The sequence below is a fragment of the Pseudomonas sp. Z5-35 genome (genome assembly GCF_051131945.1).
Taxonomy (GTDB): Bacteria; Pseudomonadota; Gammaproteobacteria; order Pseudomonadales; family Pseudomonadaceae; genus Aquipseudomonas; species Aquipseudomonas marvdashtae.
In genome coordinates, this window is the sequence record NZ_CP071640.1 from 2,385,152 (window position 1) to 2,400,812 (window position 15,661).

Below are 15,661 nucleotides of genomic sequence, written 5' to 3' on the forward strand. Positions count from 1 at the left end.
GGGTTGAGCCACCCTTCGAGGGTATGAAACTGCGACTGCTCAATGGCACTTATTCAATGCTGCCTTTGTAGGCCTGCTCGCGGGTTACGAGACGGTCAACCTCGCTCAGGGCGTTGTGGTTTTTCCTGGATGACCGCGTTCCTGTTTGTGCGCTTCATCCAATACAAGCAGCTTGATCGGGTACTTAACACCTACGTAGCGATGATTGATAGGCGGGTCGGTCTGGTGTCGCTATCATTTCGCAAGGATCAAAATCATGTCCCACCAACAGCCTGGAATTCGCTTCTCTGATGTCGAAACAGCTGTGCCTTCGACCCCAGGGCTTTATCAGATCATCGCTGACGACGGCGAGCTCCTGAAGGTCGGCATCAGCGGTGATCTTCGTAAGAGACTGATACAGCATCAGCTCGGGCGTAATTGCAATGAGTAGGCTATGGTTCAAGCGGACGCGTGTCGTAACGTGCGTGAATAGCACAACAAAATAAGGATAGGTTATGCACTCATCCGCTATTTTTGCTACGGCTGCGCCTGGTCGTACGCTGCTTCTCTCGCTCGGTCTGCTTGCTGCGGGTATCACCTCGGGCGCATGGGCTGAGGATTATCCCCACGCTCAGGAACCGATTGGCACCGTGGAGCAGATCTATGACGGCGCCATGCTCCCTGATCTGGCGGTCAGTACCTACCGCAACATCGACCGGCTGTTCCCCACCCACAGGATTAAAGCCGGCGATCACCCGTATGCGCTGCCGAAGTCAGACAAACAGTTGCCCAACGTTCGCTTCACTGTCGGGGACAAAAAGTACGACCTGTATGACTTCGTTGCACTGGACAGCATCACGGCGATGCTGGTGCTCAAGGACGGCGAGATCGTTTTCGAGACCTACCAGCGTGGCAACACCGAGAAAACCCGATGGATGTCGATGTCGATAGCCAAGTCCATCACCTCCACGCTGGCGGCTGCAGCGATCAAAGACGGCCTTATCAAGAGCCTTGATGCGCAAGTGGTGGATTACGTTCCCGAGCTCAAGGGCAGCGCCTACGAAGGCGTGACCGTGCGCAACGTGCTGATGATGTCTTCGGGCGTGAAGTGGAACGAGACCTACACCGATCCCGCGTCCGATCGTCGCGCGCTACTCAAAGCGCAGATAGCGCAGAAACCGCGTTCGGCCATGGCGTTGATGGCCAGTTTGCCGCGAGCGGCCGAGCCCGGCACGGCCAACACTTACAGCACTGGCGAAACGCAGGTACTCGGCGAGATCGTCCGTGGCGCTGTGAAGATGCCGCTGGCCGATTATCTATCGCAGAAGATCTGGCAGCCGTTCGGTATGGAGAGCGATGCCCGGTGGTGGCTCGATTCGCCTGACGGCGTGGAAATCGGTGGCAGCGGTATCAGCGCCACGCTGCGCGATTATGGACGCTTCGGGCTGTTTTTCATGAACGGCGGCAAGATCAATGGCACGTCGATTCTGCCCGAAGGCTGGGTCAAGGAGGCGACGCTGCCGACCACCCTCAAAGGCGGCAAGTCCCTGGACTATGGTTACATGTGGTGGACGGCGTGGACCGAGCCGTCGGTGAAAGACGGCGCCTATTCGGCGGTCGGTATCCAGGGCCAGAACATTTACGTCAACCCCGCCAATAACGTGGTGATTGTCACCTTCGGTGCCCAGCCCAAGCCGGTTGACAAAGAGCCGATCGACCCGATGGTATTCTTCGATGCCGTGGTAGCTGCGTTGAAGTAAATTCGCAAATTTCTTGCGTTCTATGCGCGATGCACACATATTTGCGCCATGAAAGATATCAAGCTCGAAAACATAGTTGGAGCGCTGTCGCTGGCGATTTCCGATTCTATTCATCAAGGCACTCAAGACGAGGCGCCTGAAGTCGGCCCGGCAGCTGCTGCTATTGCGTTGCTCAATCATGAACCCGGCCTGTCTATAGAGCGCTTGAGGCGAGCCTTGGGACTGTCTCATCCTGGGGCTGTGCGTCTGGTCGATAGGCTTGTCACGCAGGGCGTTGTGGAACGTAGGCAAGCAGAATCCGATCGTCGCTCCGTTGCGCTCCACCTTACTGCCGCAGGAAATACGAATTGTGCTGCGGTGTTAGCTGTACGCCATGAACGTATTGCTCGCGCTTTGGAGGTTCTTGACCCGAATGAGCGTGAAATCCTGGGTCGGATAACTGAAAAACTACTACGCAGTTTGGTGCGTGATCTTGATCAAGCCTATTGCGTTTGCAGGCTGTGCGACCCGGCGGCTTGCAAAGACTGTCCGGTTGCGGATGCGGTGGGTCAGGCTCATTGATTCCATTAGGGGCATGCTGTTTGTAATCGGCATAGCGCATTTTATTGACCCCCTTTCTTTTCGGATTGGACAAAGCGAGCACGCTGCAAGCCCTCTGTGAGAATCACCAGGCTCACGCCTAACAACGCAACGTCTTTTATCAGGAACGTGCCGAGGAAGTTCAACCATGGAAAACCTCCCGATCCAACCTCCCATATTGGCAATGCAAACATCGTGGAAACGGTCGTGAAGAAGGTCAGCGCTGCTAATAAGCCACCTGCGATAGCAGCCCGAGCCGACCAGGGTGAGGCGATGAGCAGCAGTGCAGTAAAAATCTCGACTACACCCAATAAGTACGAGGCTCCGGTTTCGCCAAACGCTGGGTAAAGCCAGGCAAGCCATGGGGTGCCGCTGATCAGGGGGACGAGTGCCTGCACCTCGATCTGCGTGAACTTGAGAAGGCCAATCATCAGCAGGGGAAGGACAACGCCGGATAGGGTAATGGTCCGGCTTAGCTTCCCGAGCTTCGAAATATTAGCAGTGGCGGTGGTCTGGCTGGTGACGCTCGTGATGTGCTGCATGACGTTCTCCGATGACTGATGTGTGCGTGAAGCATATATCAGCGATCGGGTTTTGTATGCTTCGTGCATATAATGTTTGGCTATGGGGACCACACTTTAGATCTTGTTGGCGCGTTATCCTTGGCGTTGTCGATGCTGTTTTGTCAGGTGTGCAGAACGAGGTACCTGAGCTACGTTTACCCCAGCGACACCAATGGTCGCACTAGAAAAGGCACGCATTATGCTCAACCGCACACGGTTTCATCTCGCGTCCATACTGACGGCCGTTCTGTTCACCGGAGCCAGCTACTCGCTGCCGTCCACCGCAGCGCAACCACCACAAATCTCGACCGTGGATGCTGCATCGACACATAAACCCGCGCTCGCCGGCGTCTATGCCTTCAACCTAGGCAAATTCCGCGTCATTGCCCTTAGCGACGGGACGCTGCCGCTGGATCTGCATCCACTGCTTAGAGGCCTCAGCGCCAAAGAGATAGACGCAATGCTGCGACATGGATTTGCTCGCAACCCGCTGGAGACGTCGATCAATGCCTACCTCATCGATACGGGCTCACACGTGGTGCTGGTCGATACCGGCGCTGGTGAATTGTTCGGTAGCGTCGGCGGCAAGCTGCCCGAAAGCCTGGCTGCCGCGGGTTACCAGCCGGCTCAGATCAGCGATGTCCTGATCACCCACATCCATACCGATCATACCGGCGGCCTGACACGCGGCGGCCAGATGATGTTTCCCAATGCGACCATCCACGTCGGCCAGGCAGACGTCGACTTCTTCCTGGATCGTGCCAACCTGGACAAGGGTTTGAAGCCGGCGTACCTGGAAGAAGCGTTGAAGACTGTTGGTCCCTATCAACGTGCAGGCAAGCTGAAGACATTCGCTGCCGAATCTGAAATCCTCCCAGGCATCACCGCCATCCCCACCCCGGGACATACACCGGGCCACAGCTTCTTTCGAGTAGTAAGCGAAGGCGAGAGCATCGATTTCTGGGGCGATATCATGCACGTCGGTCTCATCCAGTTCGCCCGCCCAGAGGTGACTATTACCTTCGACGTCAACCAGGACGCTGCCCGCGCCCAGCGGCTGGAGCAATTCGAAACAGCCGCGAGTGAACAACGGTTGTCAGCAGTCGCTCACTTGCCATTTCCGGGTATCGGTCACATCAGGCGCGAAGCCGGTAGATACGAGTGGGTACCCGCCCAGTATCGCAATCGCGACTAATACCGCAGGCCTGACTGACGACTCAATCCAGGCGTCTTGCCCGTGATGCGCTTGAATGCGCGACTGAAAGCAGCCTGAGAGGTATAGCCCAGGCGCTGCGCCACCTCCTCAATCGGCAGTCTTTCGAGCGTCAACCACTGGCTCGCAAGCCGCATCCGCAATTCGGTGACGTAGCGCAGCGGGGCCATCCCAATGGTCATCTGGAAACGGTCCGCGAAGACTGAGCGCGAGGTATTGCATTGCTCCGCCAGCTGCGCAACGGTCCAATCGTGTCCCGGTTGTTGATGGAGCGCGAGAAGGGCATTTGCCAAGCGTGGATCGCGCAATGCGGCGACCAGGCCAGAGGCATTACCGCAGGCGCACTCCACCCAGCCGCGAACGACCATGGCGGCCACCACGTCGGCCAGTCGCGCGAGGATGCCGGCGAAGCCGACACGTGCGGCGCTGACCTCGCGCTCCATGGTGGTCAGGATAGGCACCAGTCCGGGGTAACGCTGGCCGCCGGCATCAATCAACATCAGGCCCGGCATCAGGCTGCCCAGGCCATGGATACTGCTCAATTCAAACTCCATGCAACCACTGAACAAAAGGGTGGCAGGCGTGGGGCTGGCATCGGTTCCGGTATCCACCGCGCTGACGGTTTCACCGAGGGGGGCGCCGTCTAAACCGTCGATGTCCTGAACAGGCACGTCCGTATGGGAAAGCAATTGATGGGCCGCACCGTGGGAGATGAATACGGCGTTGCCGGCAGACAGCGCATACGTCGTCCCGTCCTCCATCCGCAGCACCGCATTGCCGACCGCCAGGAAGTGAAACCAGGCATGCCCAGGTTTGGCAGCGAAGCCCAGGCCGAAGGCTGGACCGGCTTGGATACGCCGGTACTCGACGCCACGCAGGCGCATGCCGCGCAACAGCTCATTGATGAGTTCCGAGGAGAGAGCAAACTGATCTGTTGGCATCGTTAGGTGTTTCAGTCAAAAAATCGAGGTTTTCGATCATAGATCATCCAGATCCTCGCGCCTAGACTGCGGGTCGCCATTCAGATTGGAGATCCGTGCAATGACTGACCTTGTGTGTAATGCCGTACCCGACAGCCGTCCCGGCGCCGGGCTGGATGTAGAGCCTGCAGCCCCCGCGTGGATGGCCGTATTCTCGTTGGCAATGGGCGTGTTCGGATTGCTGACCGCAGAGTACCTTCCGGCGAGCCTGTTGACGCCGATGGCTACCGATCTGGGTGTGTCCGAAGCGCTGGCTGGCCAGGCGGTCACGGTGACAGCAGTGGTGGCACTGTTCGCTGGCCTGTTGGTCCCAGGCCTGACCCGCAGTGTCGACCGTCGCTGGGTGCTGCTGGGTTTTTCCACGTTGATGATCGCGTCCAATCTTTTGGTCGCCGTTTCCTCCAGTTTCGCGGTGCTCTTGGTGATGCGTATCTTGCTCGGTATCGCCCTTGGTGGGTTCTGGAGCATGGCGGCAGCGGTGGCGATGCGCTTGGTGCCCGGTGCGTTATTGCCTCGGGCGCTCTCGATTATTTTCAGCGGCATTGCTATCGGGACGGTGGTTGCGGTTCCGCTGGGCAGCTACCTGGGCGGACTCTATGGCTGGCGCAGCGCATTCTTTGCAGCGGCGGCGGTAGGCGTGGTGACCCTGGCTTTCCAGTCGTTCACGCTGCCGCGCCTTGCGCCGCGCAGGCCGGCACGCCTGCGCACCGTACTTGAGGTGTTACAGCGCCCAGGCATTGCCATCGGGATGTTCGGTTGTGTGCTGGTGCACAGCGGCCACTTTGCGATGTTCACGTATATTCGGCCATTCCTCGAGGGCACCACCGGCATCGGCCCGCAAGGGTTGTCGCTGATGCTGCTGGGTTTTGGTGTGGCCAACTTTGTCGGCACGCTGCTGGCTGGGTGGCTGATTCCCCGTCATCCGCTGGCCACCCTGGTGTTGATGCCCGCGCTGGTGGGCGTTGCGGCACTGGCGTTGGTCCTGTTGCCGGCGTCGGTGCCAGGGCAGGCGGTTCTGCTGGCGGTCTGGGGCCTGGCCTTTGGTGGTGTGCCGGTGGCGTGGTCGAACTGGGTCGCCAGCGCAGTACCCGATCAGGCTGAAAGCGCCGGGGGCATGGTGGTGGCGTCTGTGCAGTCGGCCATCGCAACGGGCGCAGCCGCTGGCGGTGTGATGTTCAGCCTCGGGGGCAGTGCAGGTGTATTCGTAGCGGCGGCCGTGCTGATGCTGCTGGCCGCGTTGCTGATTGCGCTGTGTGTAAGGGTTCCTTCTGCCCCTGGCAGTGCCCAGGCCAGGCCGGCGCTGCACCTTTGATCCGCCTCCCAAAGCCGCCCCGATCCTGTCCGTAACCCGGAGATACAACATGAACAATGCGACGTCCCACCAAGGACGCCTGAGATCCTTGCGCGCGGCAGGTATAGGCAATGCGCTCGAGTGGTTCGACTGGACGCTGTACGCAACCTTTTCGGTGTACCTGGCACGCAACCTGTTCGACAAGGGCGATGCCCGCTCGGCGATGCTAGCGACCCTGGCCGTGTTTGCGGTGGGTTTTATCGCGCGTCCCATCGGTGGATGGTTGTTTGGCCGGCTGAGCGACCGATTGGGGCGCCGGACCATCATGGTGACCACGATGTTGTTACTGGCGATCAGCAGCCTCGGCATCGCGATGATCCCTGACTACCAGAGCATTGGCCTGTATGCCTCGGTCGCGCTGTTGTTTTTCCGGCTTGTGCAGGGGCTCGCACATGGCGGCGAAACAGGCGTTTCATACACCTATGTCGCCGAGATCGCCCCAAGCAAACACCGTGGCCTATGGTCCAGTTCGGTCTACGTCGGGGTGACGCTCGGGGTGATGGCGGCGACGGCGGTGGCGGCGCTGCTCACCTGGCTGCTGGGTGCGCAGGCCATGGGTGACTACGGCTGGCGGATCGGCTTCGCCATCGGTGGACTGCTCGGCGTCTATGCGCTGTTTTTGCGCCGCGGTGCGCAGGAGTCTCACGTGTTCGTAGAGCAGCAGGGCCAGGCTCGACCGCCGCGCAAATTGTCCAGGGGCGAGATGCTGCGCGTCGCGCGCAACATCGTCATGCTCGCAGCGGCCGCCAATGTCACCTACTACGCGTGGGTCACGTTCGGGGCTTCGACGGCAATCGCCCAGGGCATGGACGCCACGGGTGCCTACGTGGCCAGCCTCTTCGCGCAAGTCCTCTGTGTGTGCTGGCTGCCGATCTGTGGAATGTTGTCCGATCGTGTAGGTCGCAGGCCCATGGTCATCGCCTGGGGCCTGGGCGTGATCGTGCTGACCTATCCCATCTCGATCATGGTGACCACTGAGCCCTACACGCTCTTCCTGGCCCAGGTCCTGGGGCTAGGCGCCTGGTCTCTGATCGCGGCGATTTTCCCCGCAGTGCTGTCCGAGCAGGTGCCAACCCAGGCGCGGGCGCAAGGCGTCGGGTTGGTGTCGTCGGTGTCGGTGGCGATCTTTGGCGGCACCGCACCCTATCTGCATAGCTATCTCGGCGGCGCCGACCTTGGCTATCTGTACATCTGCTACGTCATGGGGTTGGGCCTGGTCACCGTCCTGGCAGGTTTTCTTATCGATGAGACGGCGGGCATCGATCTTGCGCGCATCGAGGCGCCCGGCGTTCGAGTGGCTGCTGGCTCACGGTCGTCGTTGGCCTCTCAGGACTAAATCCGTTGGCTTGTTGATCCGCAGCATCAGCCGACCCAAGGAGTGCAATTCAATGAACTCAACAGACCTTGAAAAAACCACTGCACGCGGTGAACGACCGGGCGCCGGCGTGACGGTCAACCAGACTTCGGGGCCACGTCAGGCCGCGCGCGAGACCTGGGTCGAAGTCCCTTCCGAGTCGGGCTCGGCGGCTGCTTGGTGCTACTCGGATCGCCGATCCTACAGCCCGGGCGATTCGGTGTGCCTGTATCTGTCTTCGAACCGCCCGCAAGTCAGACTCAAGATCTACCGTGATGGAGCCATCGCTCGCACGTTGCATGAAACCGGCAGCCTTGACGCTCGATTCCACCCGGTGCCCGAACGCGCCTATGAGCAGGGATGCCAATGGCCGGTATTCAGGCAATGGTCAATCCCGGCTGATGCCGAGCCGGGTGGTTATGTAGTGGAAGTACGCGATAGCGCTGAAAGCGTGCTCGGTCATCACCTGTTCATCGTCAAGACGGCGCACAAGCGCGCCGGTGCCTTGGTGCTTGTCGCCGCCACATCGACATGGGCCGCTTATAACGACTGGGGCGGCGCTAATCATTACTTCGGTCTCCACCCCGGCACGCCGCGCGGCCGTGCGCCGTTGCTGTCGGCACAACGCCCTTGGGCGCGGGGGCAAGTCTGGCTGCCCGAGGATGCGCCGCGTTCTGTCAACGCGACCCGGCAACGCAAGCCCGGGCCGGCGCGTTACGCATTCATTGAATGGGCATCCCTTAACGGCTACGCCAAGTACTACGCGCTGGCGGGGTGGGCCTCCTACGAAAGACCGTTTGTGGTTTGGGCCGAACAGCAAGGCTATACGGTCGACATCCTGACCCAGGACGATTTGCATCACGACCCGCATGCGCTTGAGGGCTATCGCTGCGCGGTCTTTGCAGGGCACGACGAGTACTGGACGCGGGAAATGCGCGATCACGTCGATTTCTTTGTCGAGGAGGGCGGCAAGGTCGCGCGCTTCGCTGGCAATTTCATGTGGCAGATCCGCTTGGAGGATGAGGGCCAACGGCAGGTCGCCTACAAGTACGATGCCGGCGCGCTAGATCCAGTCGCGGCTACCGACCCTCGTCGGCTAACCGGCGCCTGGGAAGATCCGCGAGTGGATCACCCCGGGGCGAGGACGTTTGGGGTCAATGCATTGCGGGGGATATATGGCGGCTTTGGAGGAATGGCACCGCGCAATCCTCGCGGGTATACAGTCTTCAGGCCTCGGCACTGGGCCTTCATGGGCACGGGCCTGGGGTACGCGGACATGTTCGGAGACGAGGCCAACATCTTTGGCTATGAGGTGGATGGCTTGGAGTACACGTTTGTTGACGGCCTCCCAGAACCGCTCGGCACAGACGGTGCGCCCTGCGGATTGCAAATCCTCGCCATGGGCTGGGCGACCAATGCCGAACACGGCCGATCCGAGGATGCCTATTCGTTCATGCTCGGCGATGGCGATGCCCGGTTTCGGGCTTCCATCCTGGCGCCCGACCTTAGCGAGGCCAGCATCGATCTGCATAGCCGCGGGGCGGGCATGGTGGTGCACTTCCATAAAGGTCGAGGTGAGGTCTTTACCGCGGCCACGTGCGAATGGGTACATGGGCTTATGCAGGCAGACATTTACACCGTGATGATCACCAAAAACGTGCTCGATCGTTTCTTGCGCAATCCGTAGGCCGTCAGTTGGAACGCTTTTTCCGGCACGGCCACTCAAGCGTAAGGATGTCGCCGCTCATACCGGAGTCATTTGCATTCTTCTATCTGCCGATCACTAAGAGAACAGTGCCATGGATACGCTTAATGTAGGTGCAAGCCGCGAGCTGGCTCGTGTACCTGATGAGATACAGCAGGAAACAACGCAACAGACCTCTCGCTCCTCGAGCCTCAGCTCTACAGGGGCAGCGATGAGAACGCGGCTTGAAAACCATTTCGAGGCTCACCTTGAAAGAGAGGCGGGCTCCGATCGACCCGCTGCCTCTGCTTCGAGCGCCCGCAACGCGGAGCTGAACGCCATTCGTGATGACCGCGCTCAACGATTGGAGGCAGGGGGCTATAACGTCCATGACATGGAGAAGGCGGAAAAAAACGCAGCCAGAGCCGACAGATTGTTTGCGTCAATAAAATCGGGGATGGGGGGGACGCCCTTTGCGGCGCTGACCGAGGCAGGTAATTTCGAACCGTCCATCCTCCAGGTAGCAGGCAAGCATGGCAATACAGTACGCCAAGCGGCTATAGAGAACGCTATGTCATGCTTGTATGCCGGTATGGCGGATGCTGCCGGTAACAAGACGATCGCGGGCCTCAAGCCGGGTTATTACCTTAAACCCGAGAGCGATACGCTGCACCCGGCGCTTCAAGCATCAGTGGCGCAAAAGCTGCTGGCGTTGGACAAAGGTCCATTGCGTAATGCTTTCGACGAAGCCAATAAGTGGCTTACCGGGTTTGCCGTACGTAATACCGCAATGTACGCATCAACGCTTGCCATGACGGCGGCTGGCAAAGAAGACCTGGATGCAATCCTGCAACCCGCCCTACGGCCGGTCACGGCTATCATCGTGGGTATCGCAATTGAGCATTACAACGTCAGCCGCGATCGCACGAACCATTTGGCTGACCCTGCAATGCTCTATGGTCGTCGGGATGCTGTACCGCAAGGGCAGCCTCATAAGCCTATTGATCAAGATACCGAATGGCTGGATGACTTCGAGACTTTAAAGGATCTCAATGCCACTGCCCTGGTCAAGATGGTCTCCGCGCGGCTGGGCGAAGGCGCGGCTACGGCTCTGAATGCGGTCATCAGCGGCGATGCCTTGAAAGAGATAGTGGATCCGGTCAGTGTGGTAGGAAATGGCCTGCTGATTGGCGGTTTTTCTGCAATGGGCGCGGCTACAACCGCCACAGCCAACCTGGCGAAGTCCAGCGAGCTGGGAAAAATGGCGGCTACCGCAGCCTCGGAGGCGGTAAAAAACGTATTGGGTACCGTGGCTTTCGGGTTGTGGGCAGCTGGCGCCTCGTTGGGTGGATCAGTGCCGAAAAAAGCCGTTGCTGCGGTCGATGCCCATGTACCAAAAGCAGTAGAAGGGACCGCAGATGCAACTGGCAGGCTGGCGGTCAAAGGAGGCGAGCTTGCAGTCAAGACCTCGCTCACCGGCGCCAGGTTCGCCAAGGAGACAGCTGTTTCAGCGACCCACCACACAAAAAGTGCAGCTCAAGCGACAGCGGATGGAGTCATGGGCGTCGCTAGCGGCATTGGCTCCGCCTGGGACAAAGGCATGGGAGCCCTGAGGCAACGCGCAGCGCCCACCGCCCAAAGCCAAGCCGCTCAGGGTCAGAACATCCCCATGCAGCCGCTCGCGGCCACGCAGGCGCAACCCTCGTCCTCAGCGCCCGCGCGTCCGCCTGCTCAGGATGATGGCGATATCGTATAAGCCGTCCTCGTCGCTCAGTGTAGTCTTTGCGTAATGTCCAAGGATCGGACATTGGCAAGGCGTCTAAGGGCCACGGCGCCGTGATGCAGTGCAACTTGAGGAGAGGACGTCATTGAAAAGTACATGGCTGGCGACGATCGTTGCTTGCGTCATCAGTGTGAGCTTCTGGCTGGCGGCGTCATGGTCGGTGGGAGTGAAGGAGCCTTGGGACGCGCAATGTTATTGGGCTGTTCTATATCCTGCGTCCCTGGCGCTGACATTGACGCTGGGCCTGCTGTTTCAAAAACGCGGATGGCTGGCCGGTCCCATCGTAATGTTCGGGCAGATTCCATGTGTGATGATGACATCGGAAGCGGGGCCGCTACTGGCAGTCGGTATTTTGTATTGCGTCTTGCTTTCGATCCCGGCAGTGATGCTGTCTTGGGGCGCGCGCGCGATCTATCGGCGGTTCGCCGCTGGCTGATGCAGACCGACGCGGTGAGCACGCGGCGCGAAATTGTCGAGACGAACCCGCGCATCCCCTTGTCTCGATTCTGCTGGGGAACGACCCGCGGTGCTTGTAAGTCTACCTGTATCAGCTGATCAGTAAGGTACAGCGCAATGGATAAGACAATCACGGTGGATCAATTGGCCACCACTGACCTGAGATCATTCAACGAGATATGGCTCGACGGGACTCATACCCAGCTATGCCTATGGCGTGGCGCCCAAGTCTTCACCCACGAAATGATGAGCGAGGGCACCCACGATCAGAATGTTCGAAGCCTGTGCTTGCAGTGGGTCAACCTTGACGATCAGGTCGCCGTGGCCAGCATTGAGCTGCTCGCCCGCGAACGGCTGAAAGAGATCGGGAAGGAGGGCGAATTTTATCCGGCTGAGGAAGCGGACACCCATCAATAGTCGCTGCCTCTTATGAAGCCGTTGGAATGGTGCCGCCATCAATGACAAATTCGCTGCCCGTGATGGAGGCCGCGCGAGGCGAAGCCAGGAAGGCAATGAGGTTCGCCACTTCCGCAGGTTTGGAGGGCCGGCCGAGTGGAATACCGCCTAACGCGTTCATGATCATCTGCTTGCCACCTTCATAGTCGGTACCGGCTTCTTTCGCCAGGCGCTCGGCCAAGGCGACCGACGCCTCGGTTTCAACCCAACCCGGCGAAACCCGGACAACACGTACACCTTTTGGCGAGACCTCTTTCGACAGGCTTTTGCTGTAAGTCGAAAGCGCAGCCTTGGCAGCCGCGTAAGCGGTCGTTGCTTCGGGCAGCGGCAGCCGGTTCTGAATGGAGGTCACGTGAATGATGACGCCCTCGTTTCGTTCGAGCATGCTTGGCAGCAAGGCACGATCGATACGTACGGCTGGAAGCAGGTTCAGATCGAGCTCGCGTTGCCAGTGGTCCTCCTCCAGTGCAGCAAAGCCACCACCCGGTGCCGACGAGCCACCCAGTACGTGGATGATGACGTCGACGTCTCCCAATATTCGCCTCGTCGCGGCCACCAATTTCTTACAACCCTCCCGGGTCGATAAATCAGCCGGAACGCAAAAGTCTGGAGGCATCTCGATGTTTGCCTGGCGAGCCGAGGTCAGGACTTTTGCGCCTTCGTCGAGCAGCAGCTCAACCACCGCTTTGCCGACGCCCTTGGTGCCGCCGGTAACCAGAATGCGCTTGCCTTTCAAATCAAGATTCATAGCGAAATCTCCTCTCTGATAATCAATTGATGACACCCGGTGATCTTGCCGCTCACGGGATAGTTTGCTCAACTGGCATAAACGTAATGGCTAATCCCGATAAACAGGACAATAAAATGCCGGATCTTCGTGTTGGACTTAACGAGTTGGAGGCGGTGACGGCCGTGGCGCGTCGGGCCTCGTTTCGACAAGCCGCTATCGACTTGAGTGTTTCGACGACTGCGTTGAGCAATACCATCGCCAAGGTGGAGTCGAACCTTGAAACGCGGCTGTTCAATCGCACGACACGCAGCGTGTCGCTCACCGAGGCCGGCAGGATGTACATGGAGCAAGTCGGGCCGGCGCTACAGGATGTTCGCGCGGCGCTCGAGGCGGTGCGCTCGCACAATGTCGGACCTTCGGGAATCTTGCGCATCAATGCATTTGCAAGTGCCGCTCGTACGACCCTGATGCCGCTGATTCTGGAATTTTCGCGGCGTTACCCGAAGGTGCACATCGATCTGGTTACCGAAGGGCGTCTGGTGGATATCGTTGCTGACGGCTTCGACCTCGGCGTGCGGTCTGCCAATCTGGTACCCAGCGACATGATTGTCGTCCCGCTGGGCCGACCACAACGGTACGCCATCGTGGGCTCGCCAGCGTACTTTGAGGTGCACGGCCAGCCTCGGACTCCAGCTGATCTACTCACTCATCAATGCTTACGGATCCGCCTACCCAACGGAGCCATTTATCCGTGGCATTTGGAACGCGACGGGGAGGTCATCAGGTTGGATGTGAACGGGCCATTCACGCTGGACGAGCCAGGCCTTGCCAAGGCGGTCGTTGGGGCAGCCGTGGCCCTGGGTTTTTTCATGGAACAGGACGTTCAAGTCGAAATCGAGAACGGAGAGTTTGAACGGGTGCTGGAGGATTGGACGCCAGCGCGAGACAACGTGTGTTTGTATTACCCGAACCGGCGCAACCCTTCGGCAGCGCTCAAGGCGTTTACCGACTTGGCCCGTGCCAATCTGGTTGGCAACGAGAGGCTTCGGCCGCCTGCATGAAGTTCATAGGTTGTAAGTGGCTCGTATAGCCTCCACGGCCCGCTCGCCGATCACCACGCACGGGGCCATCGTATTGCCGCTCGTGACATGCGGCATGATGGAGGCATCGGCAATGCGCAGGCCCTGGATGCCGTAGACGCGCAGTTGACCATCAACGACGGACATCGCGTCTTGGCCCATTTTTGCCGTACCGCATTGGTGCCAGTAAGTCACGGCAGCGTTGCGCGCGTAGTGTTCGAGCGATTGGGTGTTCAGTTTTCCAGGCAGGCTTTCATTTTTTACCAAGCCCTTGAAGGGGGCCTGCGCGCCCAGCTCCTGGACAAAACGGATGTTTTCCAGCGCGTTGCGCCGATCGGTGGGATGCGACAGCGTGTTGGGTTCAATGATGGGGGCATCCGTCACATCCGGGCCGCTGAGCGTGACCTGTCCGCGACTTTCCGGGTGGGCAAGGCCGGCGAACATTGTCCAGCCATGTGCAGGAACGCCGAGTAATGCGGTCTCTGCGCTGGGCACTGGAAACTCGACCTGGCAGTGGAACATGTCAGGGAGATGCAAAGTACTCTCGCTGCTCCAGTAGAGCGTTGCCTCCGAGCCGCCATAACCCACCGGTTGTGGCGTCATGTATTCGAAAATAACCGCAAAGGACACGTGATCTTGATGATTGGCGCCAACGCCGGGGAGATGCTGGACGACAGGAATGCCATGGCGCTGCAATTCTTGCTCCGGCCCCACTCCCGATTGCATCAGGACCTTAGGCGTGTTGATCGCCCCCAGGGAAAGAATGACTTCGTGAATGGCGTAAAAGCACTCGATCTGCCCATTGTGGATGGTTTCCACGCCGATGACGCGTTGGTCCTTCAATAGCATGCGGCTGACCAGCGTATCAGTCAGAACCGTGAGGTTGGGCTGGCCACAGCGCGGCGCAACGTAGGCGCGGTAGATGGAATTACGCCGGCCATCCTTGACGATGAGATCGTTCAGCGCCACACCTCCGCGGCTTTCCATCATGGCGCCGTTCGGGTTGTCAAAAACAGGTACACCCATTCCGGCAGCCGCACTGATCATGGCGTTCGCAATCGGTTGGGCGTTTCGTACAGGTGCGACATGCACCGGTCCGCCCTTGCCGCGAGGGACTGAATCGCAGATGCCCCAATAGTCTTCCACGCGTTGATAAATCTTCAGGACCGATGCGTAGTTCCACGCAGGGTCACCACTGTGCGCTGCGAAATCTTCCCAGTCGTTTTTATGGCCGCGGGCCCACAACATGACATTGACGCTGGACCCGCCGCCCAATCCACGGCCCATATTCAGCGGGATTTTCCTGTCGTTGAGATGAGGGTTTGCGGCACCCACGAAGTTCCAATCGCGCTCGGTACCAAGGTTCAGGGGCCAGTTCCCCGGCTCCAGCACGTGGGGGTGGTCATCGCTGCCTCCGGCCTCGATGAGCAATACCTCGACCTCGGGATTCTCGGCCAGCCGTCCGGCCACGACGGAACCGGCGGTCCCCGCTCCACAGACGATAAAATCGAAAGGGCGCTTTTTCAGCTCGCAATTCATAGGCATGGATGGGTTTCCTTGGACGGTGTGGTATTGCATCGCCGATGCGATGACTGCTGCGGGGGGAGCGCGTTGCATCCCAGCTTCCGGCCAACCTGTCCTGAAACCGGTGGCAATCCATTGGGCACGGCAGCTCTTCCTTCGATCTCAGCGCA

The 15,661-nt window shown here is 59.4% G+C and carries 15 protein-coding genes; 11 read left to right on the plus strand and 4 right to left on the minus strand.

The window, feature by feature from the left end:
• The first annotated feature begins 256 nt into the window (after nucleotides 1-256).
• The 3 genes from J3P95_RS11195 (at nucleotide 257) to J3P95_RS11205 (ending at nucleotide 2,300) form a co-directional block, all read left to right on the plus strand.
• Nucleotides 257-430, plus strand: a complete 174-nt coding sequence (locus tag J3P95_RS11195; RefSeq protein ID WP_434563075.1) for a hypothetical protein — start codon at nucleotides 257-259, stop codon at nucleotides 428-430.
• A gap of 64 nt (nucleotides 431-494) precedes the next feature.
• Complete coding sequence (locus J3P95_RS11200) at nucleotides 495-1,739, plus strand: serine hydrolase domain-containing protein (RefSeq protein WP_434563077.1); 1,245 nt, start codon at nucleotides 495-497, stop codon at nucleotides 1,737-1,739.
• A 48-nt stretch (nucleotides 1,740-1,787) separates the two neighbouring features.
• Nucleotides 1,788-2,300: a MarR family winged helix-turn-helix transcriptional regulator gene (locus tag J3P95_RS11205; protein WP_434577262.1), complete on the plus strand. Its 513-nt coding sequence runs from the start codon at nucleotides 1,788-1,790 to the stop codon at nucleotides 2,298-2,300.
• Between the two features lie 41 nt (nucleotides 2,301-2,341).
• Here the strand turns inward: J3P95_RS11205 and J3P95_RS11210 are convergent, their stop codons facing one another.
• Nucleotides 2,342-2,860 carry a YkgB family protein gene (locus J3P95_RS11210; RefSeq protein ID WP_434563081.1) on the minus strand — a complete coding sequence of 173 codons (519 nt, stop codon included), beginning with the start codon at nucleotides 2,858-2,860 and terminating at the stop codon, nucleotides 2,342-2,344.
• A 220-nt stretch (nucleotides 2,861-3,080) separates the two neighbouring features.
• Between J3P95_RS11210 and J3P95_RS11215 the strand changes: the two genes are divergently transcribed.
• Entirely contained in the window at nucleotides 3,081-4,076 is a 996-nt protein-coding gene (locus tag J3P95_RS11215) for an MBL fold metallo-hydrolase (RefSeq protein ID WP_434563083.1), read from the plus strand.
• Here J3P95_RS11215 and J3P95_RS11220 read toward each other — a convergent pair.
• A complete protein-coding gene (locus J3P95_RS11220) occupies nucleotides 4,073-5,035 on the minus strand; it encodes an AraC family transcriptional regulator (RefSeq protein WP_434563085.1) in 963 nt (320 codons plus the stop codon). The two genes, J3P95_RS11215 and J3P95_RS11220, sit on opposite strands and share 4 nt — an antisense overlap.
• Nucleotides 5,036-5,135: 100 nt before the next feature.
• Here J3P95_RS11220 and J3P95_RS11225 point away from each other — a divergent pair, with 100 nt between their 5' ends.
• From J3P95_RS11225 to J3P95_RS11250, 6 genes are all read left to right on the plus strand, one after another.
• Nucleotides 5,136-6,386 (plus strand): MFS transporter, encoded by a 1,251-nt coding sequence (locus J3P95_RS11225; RefSeq protein ID WP_434577260.1) that lies wholly within the window; start codon nucleotides 5,136-5,138, stop codon nucleotides 6,384-6,386.
• Nucleotides 6,387-6,435: 49 nt separating this feature from the next.
• Entirely contained in the window at nucleotides 6,436-7,761 is a 1,326-nt protein-coding gene (locus J3P95_RS11230) for an MFS transporter (protein WP_434577258.1), read from the plus strand.
• Nucleotides 7,762-7,813: 52 nt separating this feature from the next.
• Nucleotides 7,814-9,466, plus strand: a complete 1,653-nt coding sequence (locus J3P95_RS11235) for a N,N-dimethylformamidase beta subunit family domain-containing protein (RefSeq protein WP_434577256.1) — start codon at nucleotides 7,814-7,816, stop codon at nucleotides 9,464-9,466.
• Between the two features lie 112 nt (nucleotides 9,467-9,578).
• Nucleotides 9,579-11,219, plus strand: coding sequence for a RopAA-2 (locus J3P95_RS11240; RefSeq protein ID WP_434563093.1), 1,641 nt, complete (start codon nucleotides 9,579-9,581; stop codon nucleotides 11,217-11,219).
• Between the two features lie 112 nt (nucleotides 11,220-11,331).
• Nucleotides 11,332-11,682, plus strand: coding sequence for a hypothetical protein (locus tag J3P95_RS11245; protein ID WP_434577254.1), 351 nt, complete (start codon nucleotides 11,332-11,334; stop codon nucleotides 11,680-11,682).
• 137 nt (nucleotides 11,683-11,819) lie between these two features.
• The gene (locus J3P95_RS11250; RefSeq protein WP_434563096.1) at nucleotides 11,820-12,119 is read left to right on the plus strand and encodes a hypothetical protein; all 300 of its coding nucleotides are present in this window, start codon (nucleotides 11,820-11,822) and stop codon (nucleotides 12,117-12,119) included.
• Nucleotides 12,120-12,129: 10 nt separating this feature from the next.
• Here J3P95_RS11250 and J3P95_RS11255 read toward each other — a convergent pair whose 3' ends face one another.
• Nucleotides 12,130-12,906 (minus strand): SDR family oxidoreductase, encoded by a 777-nt coding sequence (locus J3P95_RS11255; RefSeq protein ID WP_434563098.1) that lies wholly within the window; start codon nucleotides 12,904-12,906, stop codon nucleotides 12,130-12,132.
• A 116-nt stretch (nucleotides 12,907-13,022) separates the two neighbouring features.
• Between J3P95_RS11255 and J3P95_RS11260 the strand changes: the two genes are divergently transcribed.
• A complete protein-coding gene (locus J3P95_RS11260) occupies nucleotides 13,023-13,949 on the plus strand; it encodes a LysR substrate-binding domain-containing protein (protein WP_434563787.1) in 927 nt (308 codons plus the stop codon).
• A gap of 3 nt (nucleotides 13,950-13,952) precedes the next feature.
• Here the strand turns inward: J3P95_RS11260 and J3P95_RS11265 are convergent, their stop codons facing one another.
• Nucleotides 13,953-15,512: a GMC family oxidoreductase gene (locus J3P95_RS11265; RefSeq protein ID WP_434626559.1), complete on the minus strand. Its 1,560-nt coding sequence runs from the start codon at nucleotides 15,510-15,512 to the stop codon at nucleotides 13,953-13,955.
• Nucleotides 15,513-15,661 lie beyond the last annotated feature (149 nt).

Bases quoted from the DNA above. Each gene is read 5' to 3' on its own strand.
- J3P95_RS11265 (WP_434626559.1), bottom strand. From the start codon at position 15,512: ATGCCTATGAATTGCGAGCTGAAAAAGCGCCCTTTCGATTTTATCGTC.
- J3P95_RS11255 (WP_434563098.1), bottom strand. From the start codon at position 12,906: ATGAATCTTGATTTGAAAGGCAAGCGCATTCTGGTTACCGGCGGCACC.
- J3P95_RS11230 (WP_434577258.1), top strand. From the start codon at position 6,436: ATGAACAATGCGACGTCCCACCAAGGACGCCTGAGATCCTTGCGCGCG.
- J3P95_RS11220 (WP_434563085.1), bottom strand. From the start codon at position 5,035: ATGCCAACAGATCAGTTTGCTCTCTCCTCGGAACTCATCAATGAGCTG.
- J3P95_RS11205 (WP_434577262.1), top strand. From the start codon at position 1,788: ATGAAAGATATCAAGCTCGAAAACATAGTTGGAGCGCTGTCGCTGGCG.
- J3P95_RS11200 (WP_434563077.1), top strand. From the start codon at position 495: ATGCACTCATCCGCTATTTTTGCTACGGCTGCGCCTGGTCGTACGCTG.
- J3P95_RS11250 (WP_434563096.1), top strand. From the start codon at position 11,820: ATGGATAAGACAATCACGGTGGATCAATTGGCCACCACTGACCTGAGA.
- J3P95_RS11215 (WP_434563083.1), top strand. From the start codon at position 3,081: ATGCTCAACCGCACACGGTTTCATCTCGCGTCCATACTGACGGCCGTT.
- J3P95_RS11240 (WP_434563093.1), top strand. From the start codon at position 9,579: ATGGATACGCTTAATGTAGGTGCAAGCCGCGAGCTGGCTCGTGTACCT.
- J3P95_RS11195 (WP_434563075.1), top strand. From the start codon at position 257: ATGTCCCACCAACAGCCTGGAATTCGCTTCTCTGATGTCGAAACAGCT.
- J3P95_RS11260 (WP_434563787.1), top strand. From the start codon at position 13,023: ATGCCGGATCTTCGTGTTGGACTTAACGAGTTGGAGGCGGTGACGGCC.
- J3P95_RS11210 (WP_434563081.1), bottom strand. From the start codon at position 2,860: ATGCAGCACATCACGAGCGTCACCAGCCAGACCACCGCCACTGCTAAT.
- J3P95_RS11225 (WP_434577260.1), top strand. From the start codon at position 5,136: ATGACTGACCTTGTGTGTAATGCCGTACCCGACAGCCGTCCCGGCGCC.
- J3P95_RS11235 (WP_434577256.1), top strand. From the start codon at position 7,814: ATGAACTCAACAGACCTTGAAAAAACCACTGCACGCGGTGAACGACCG.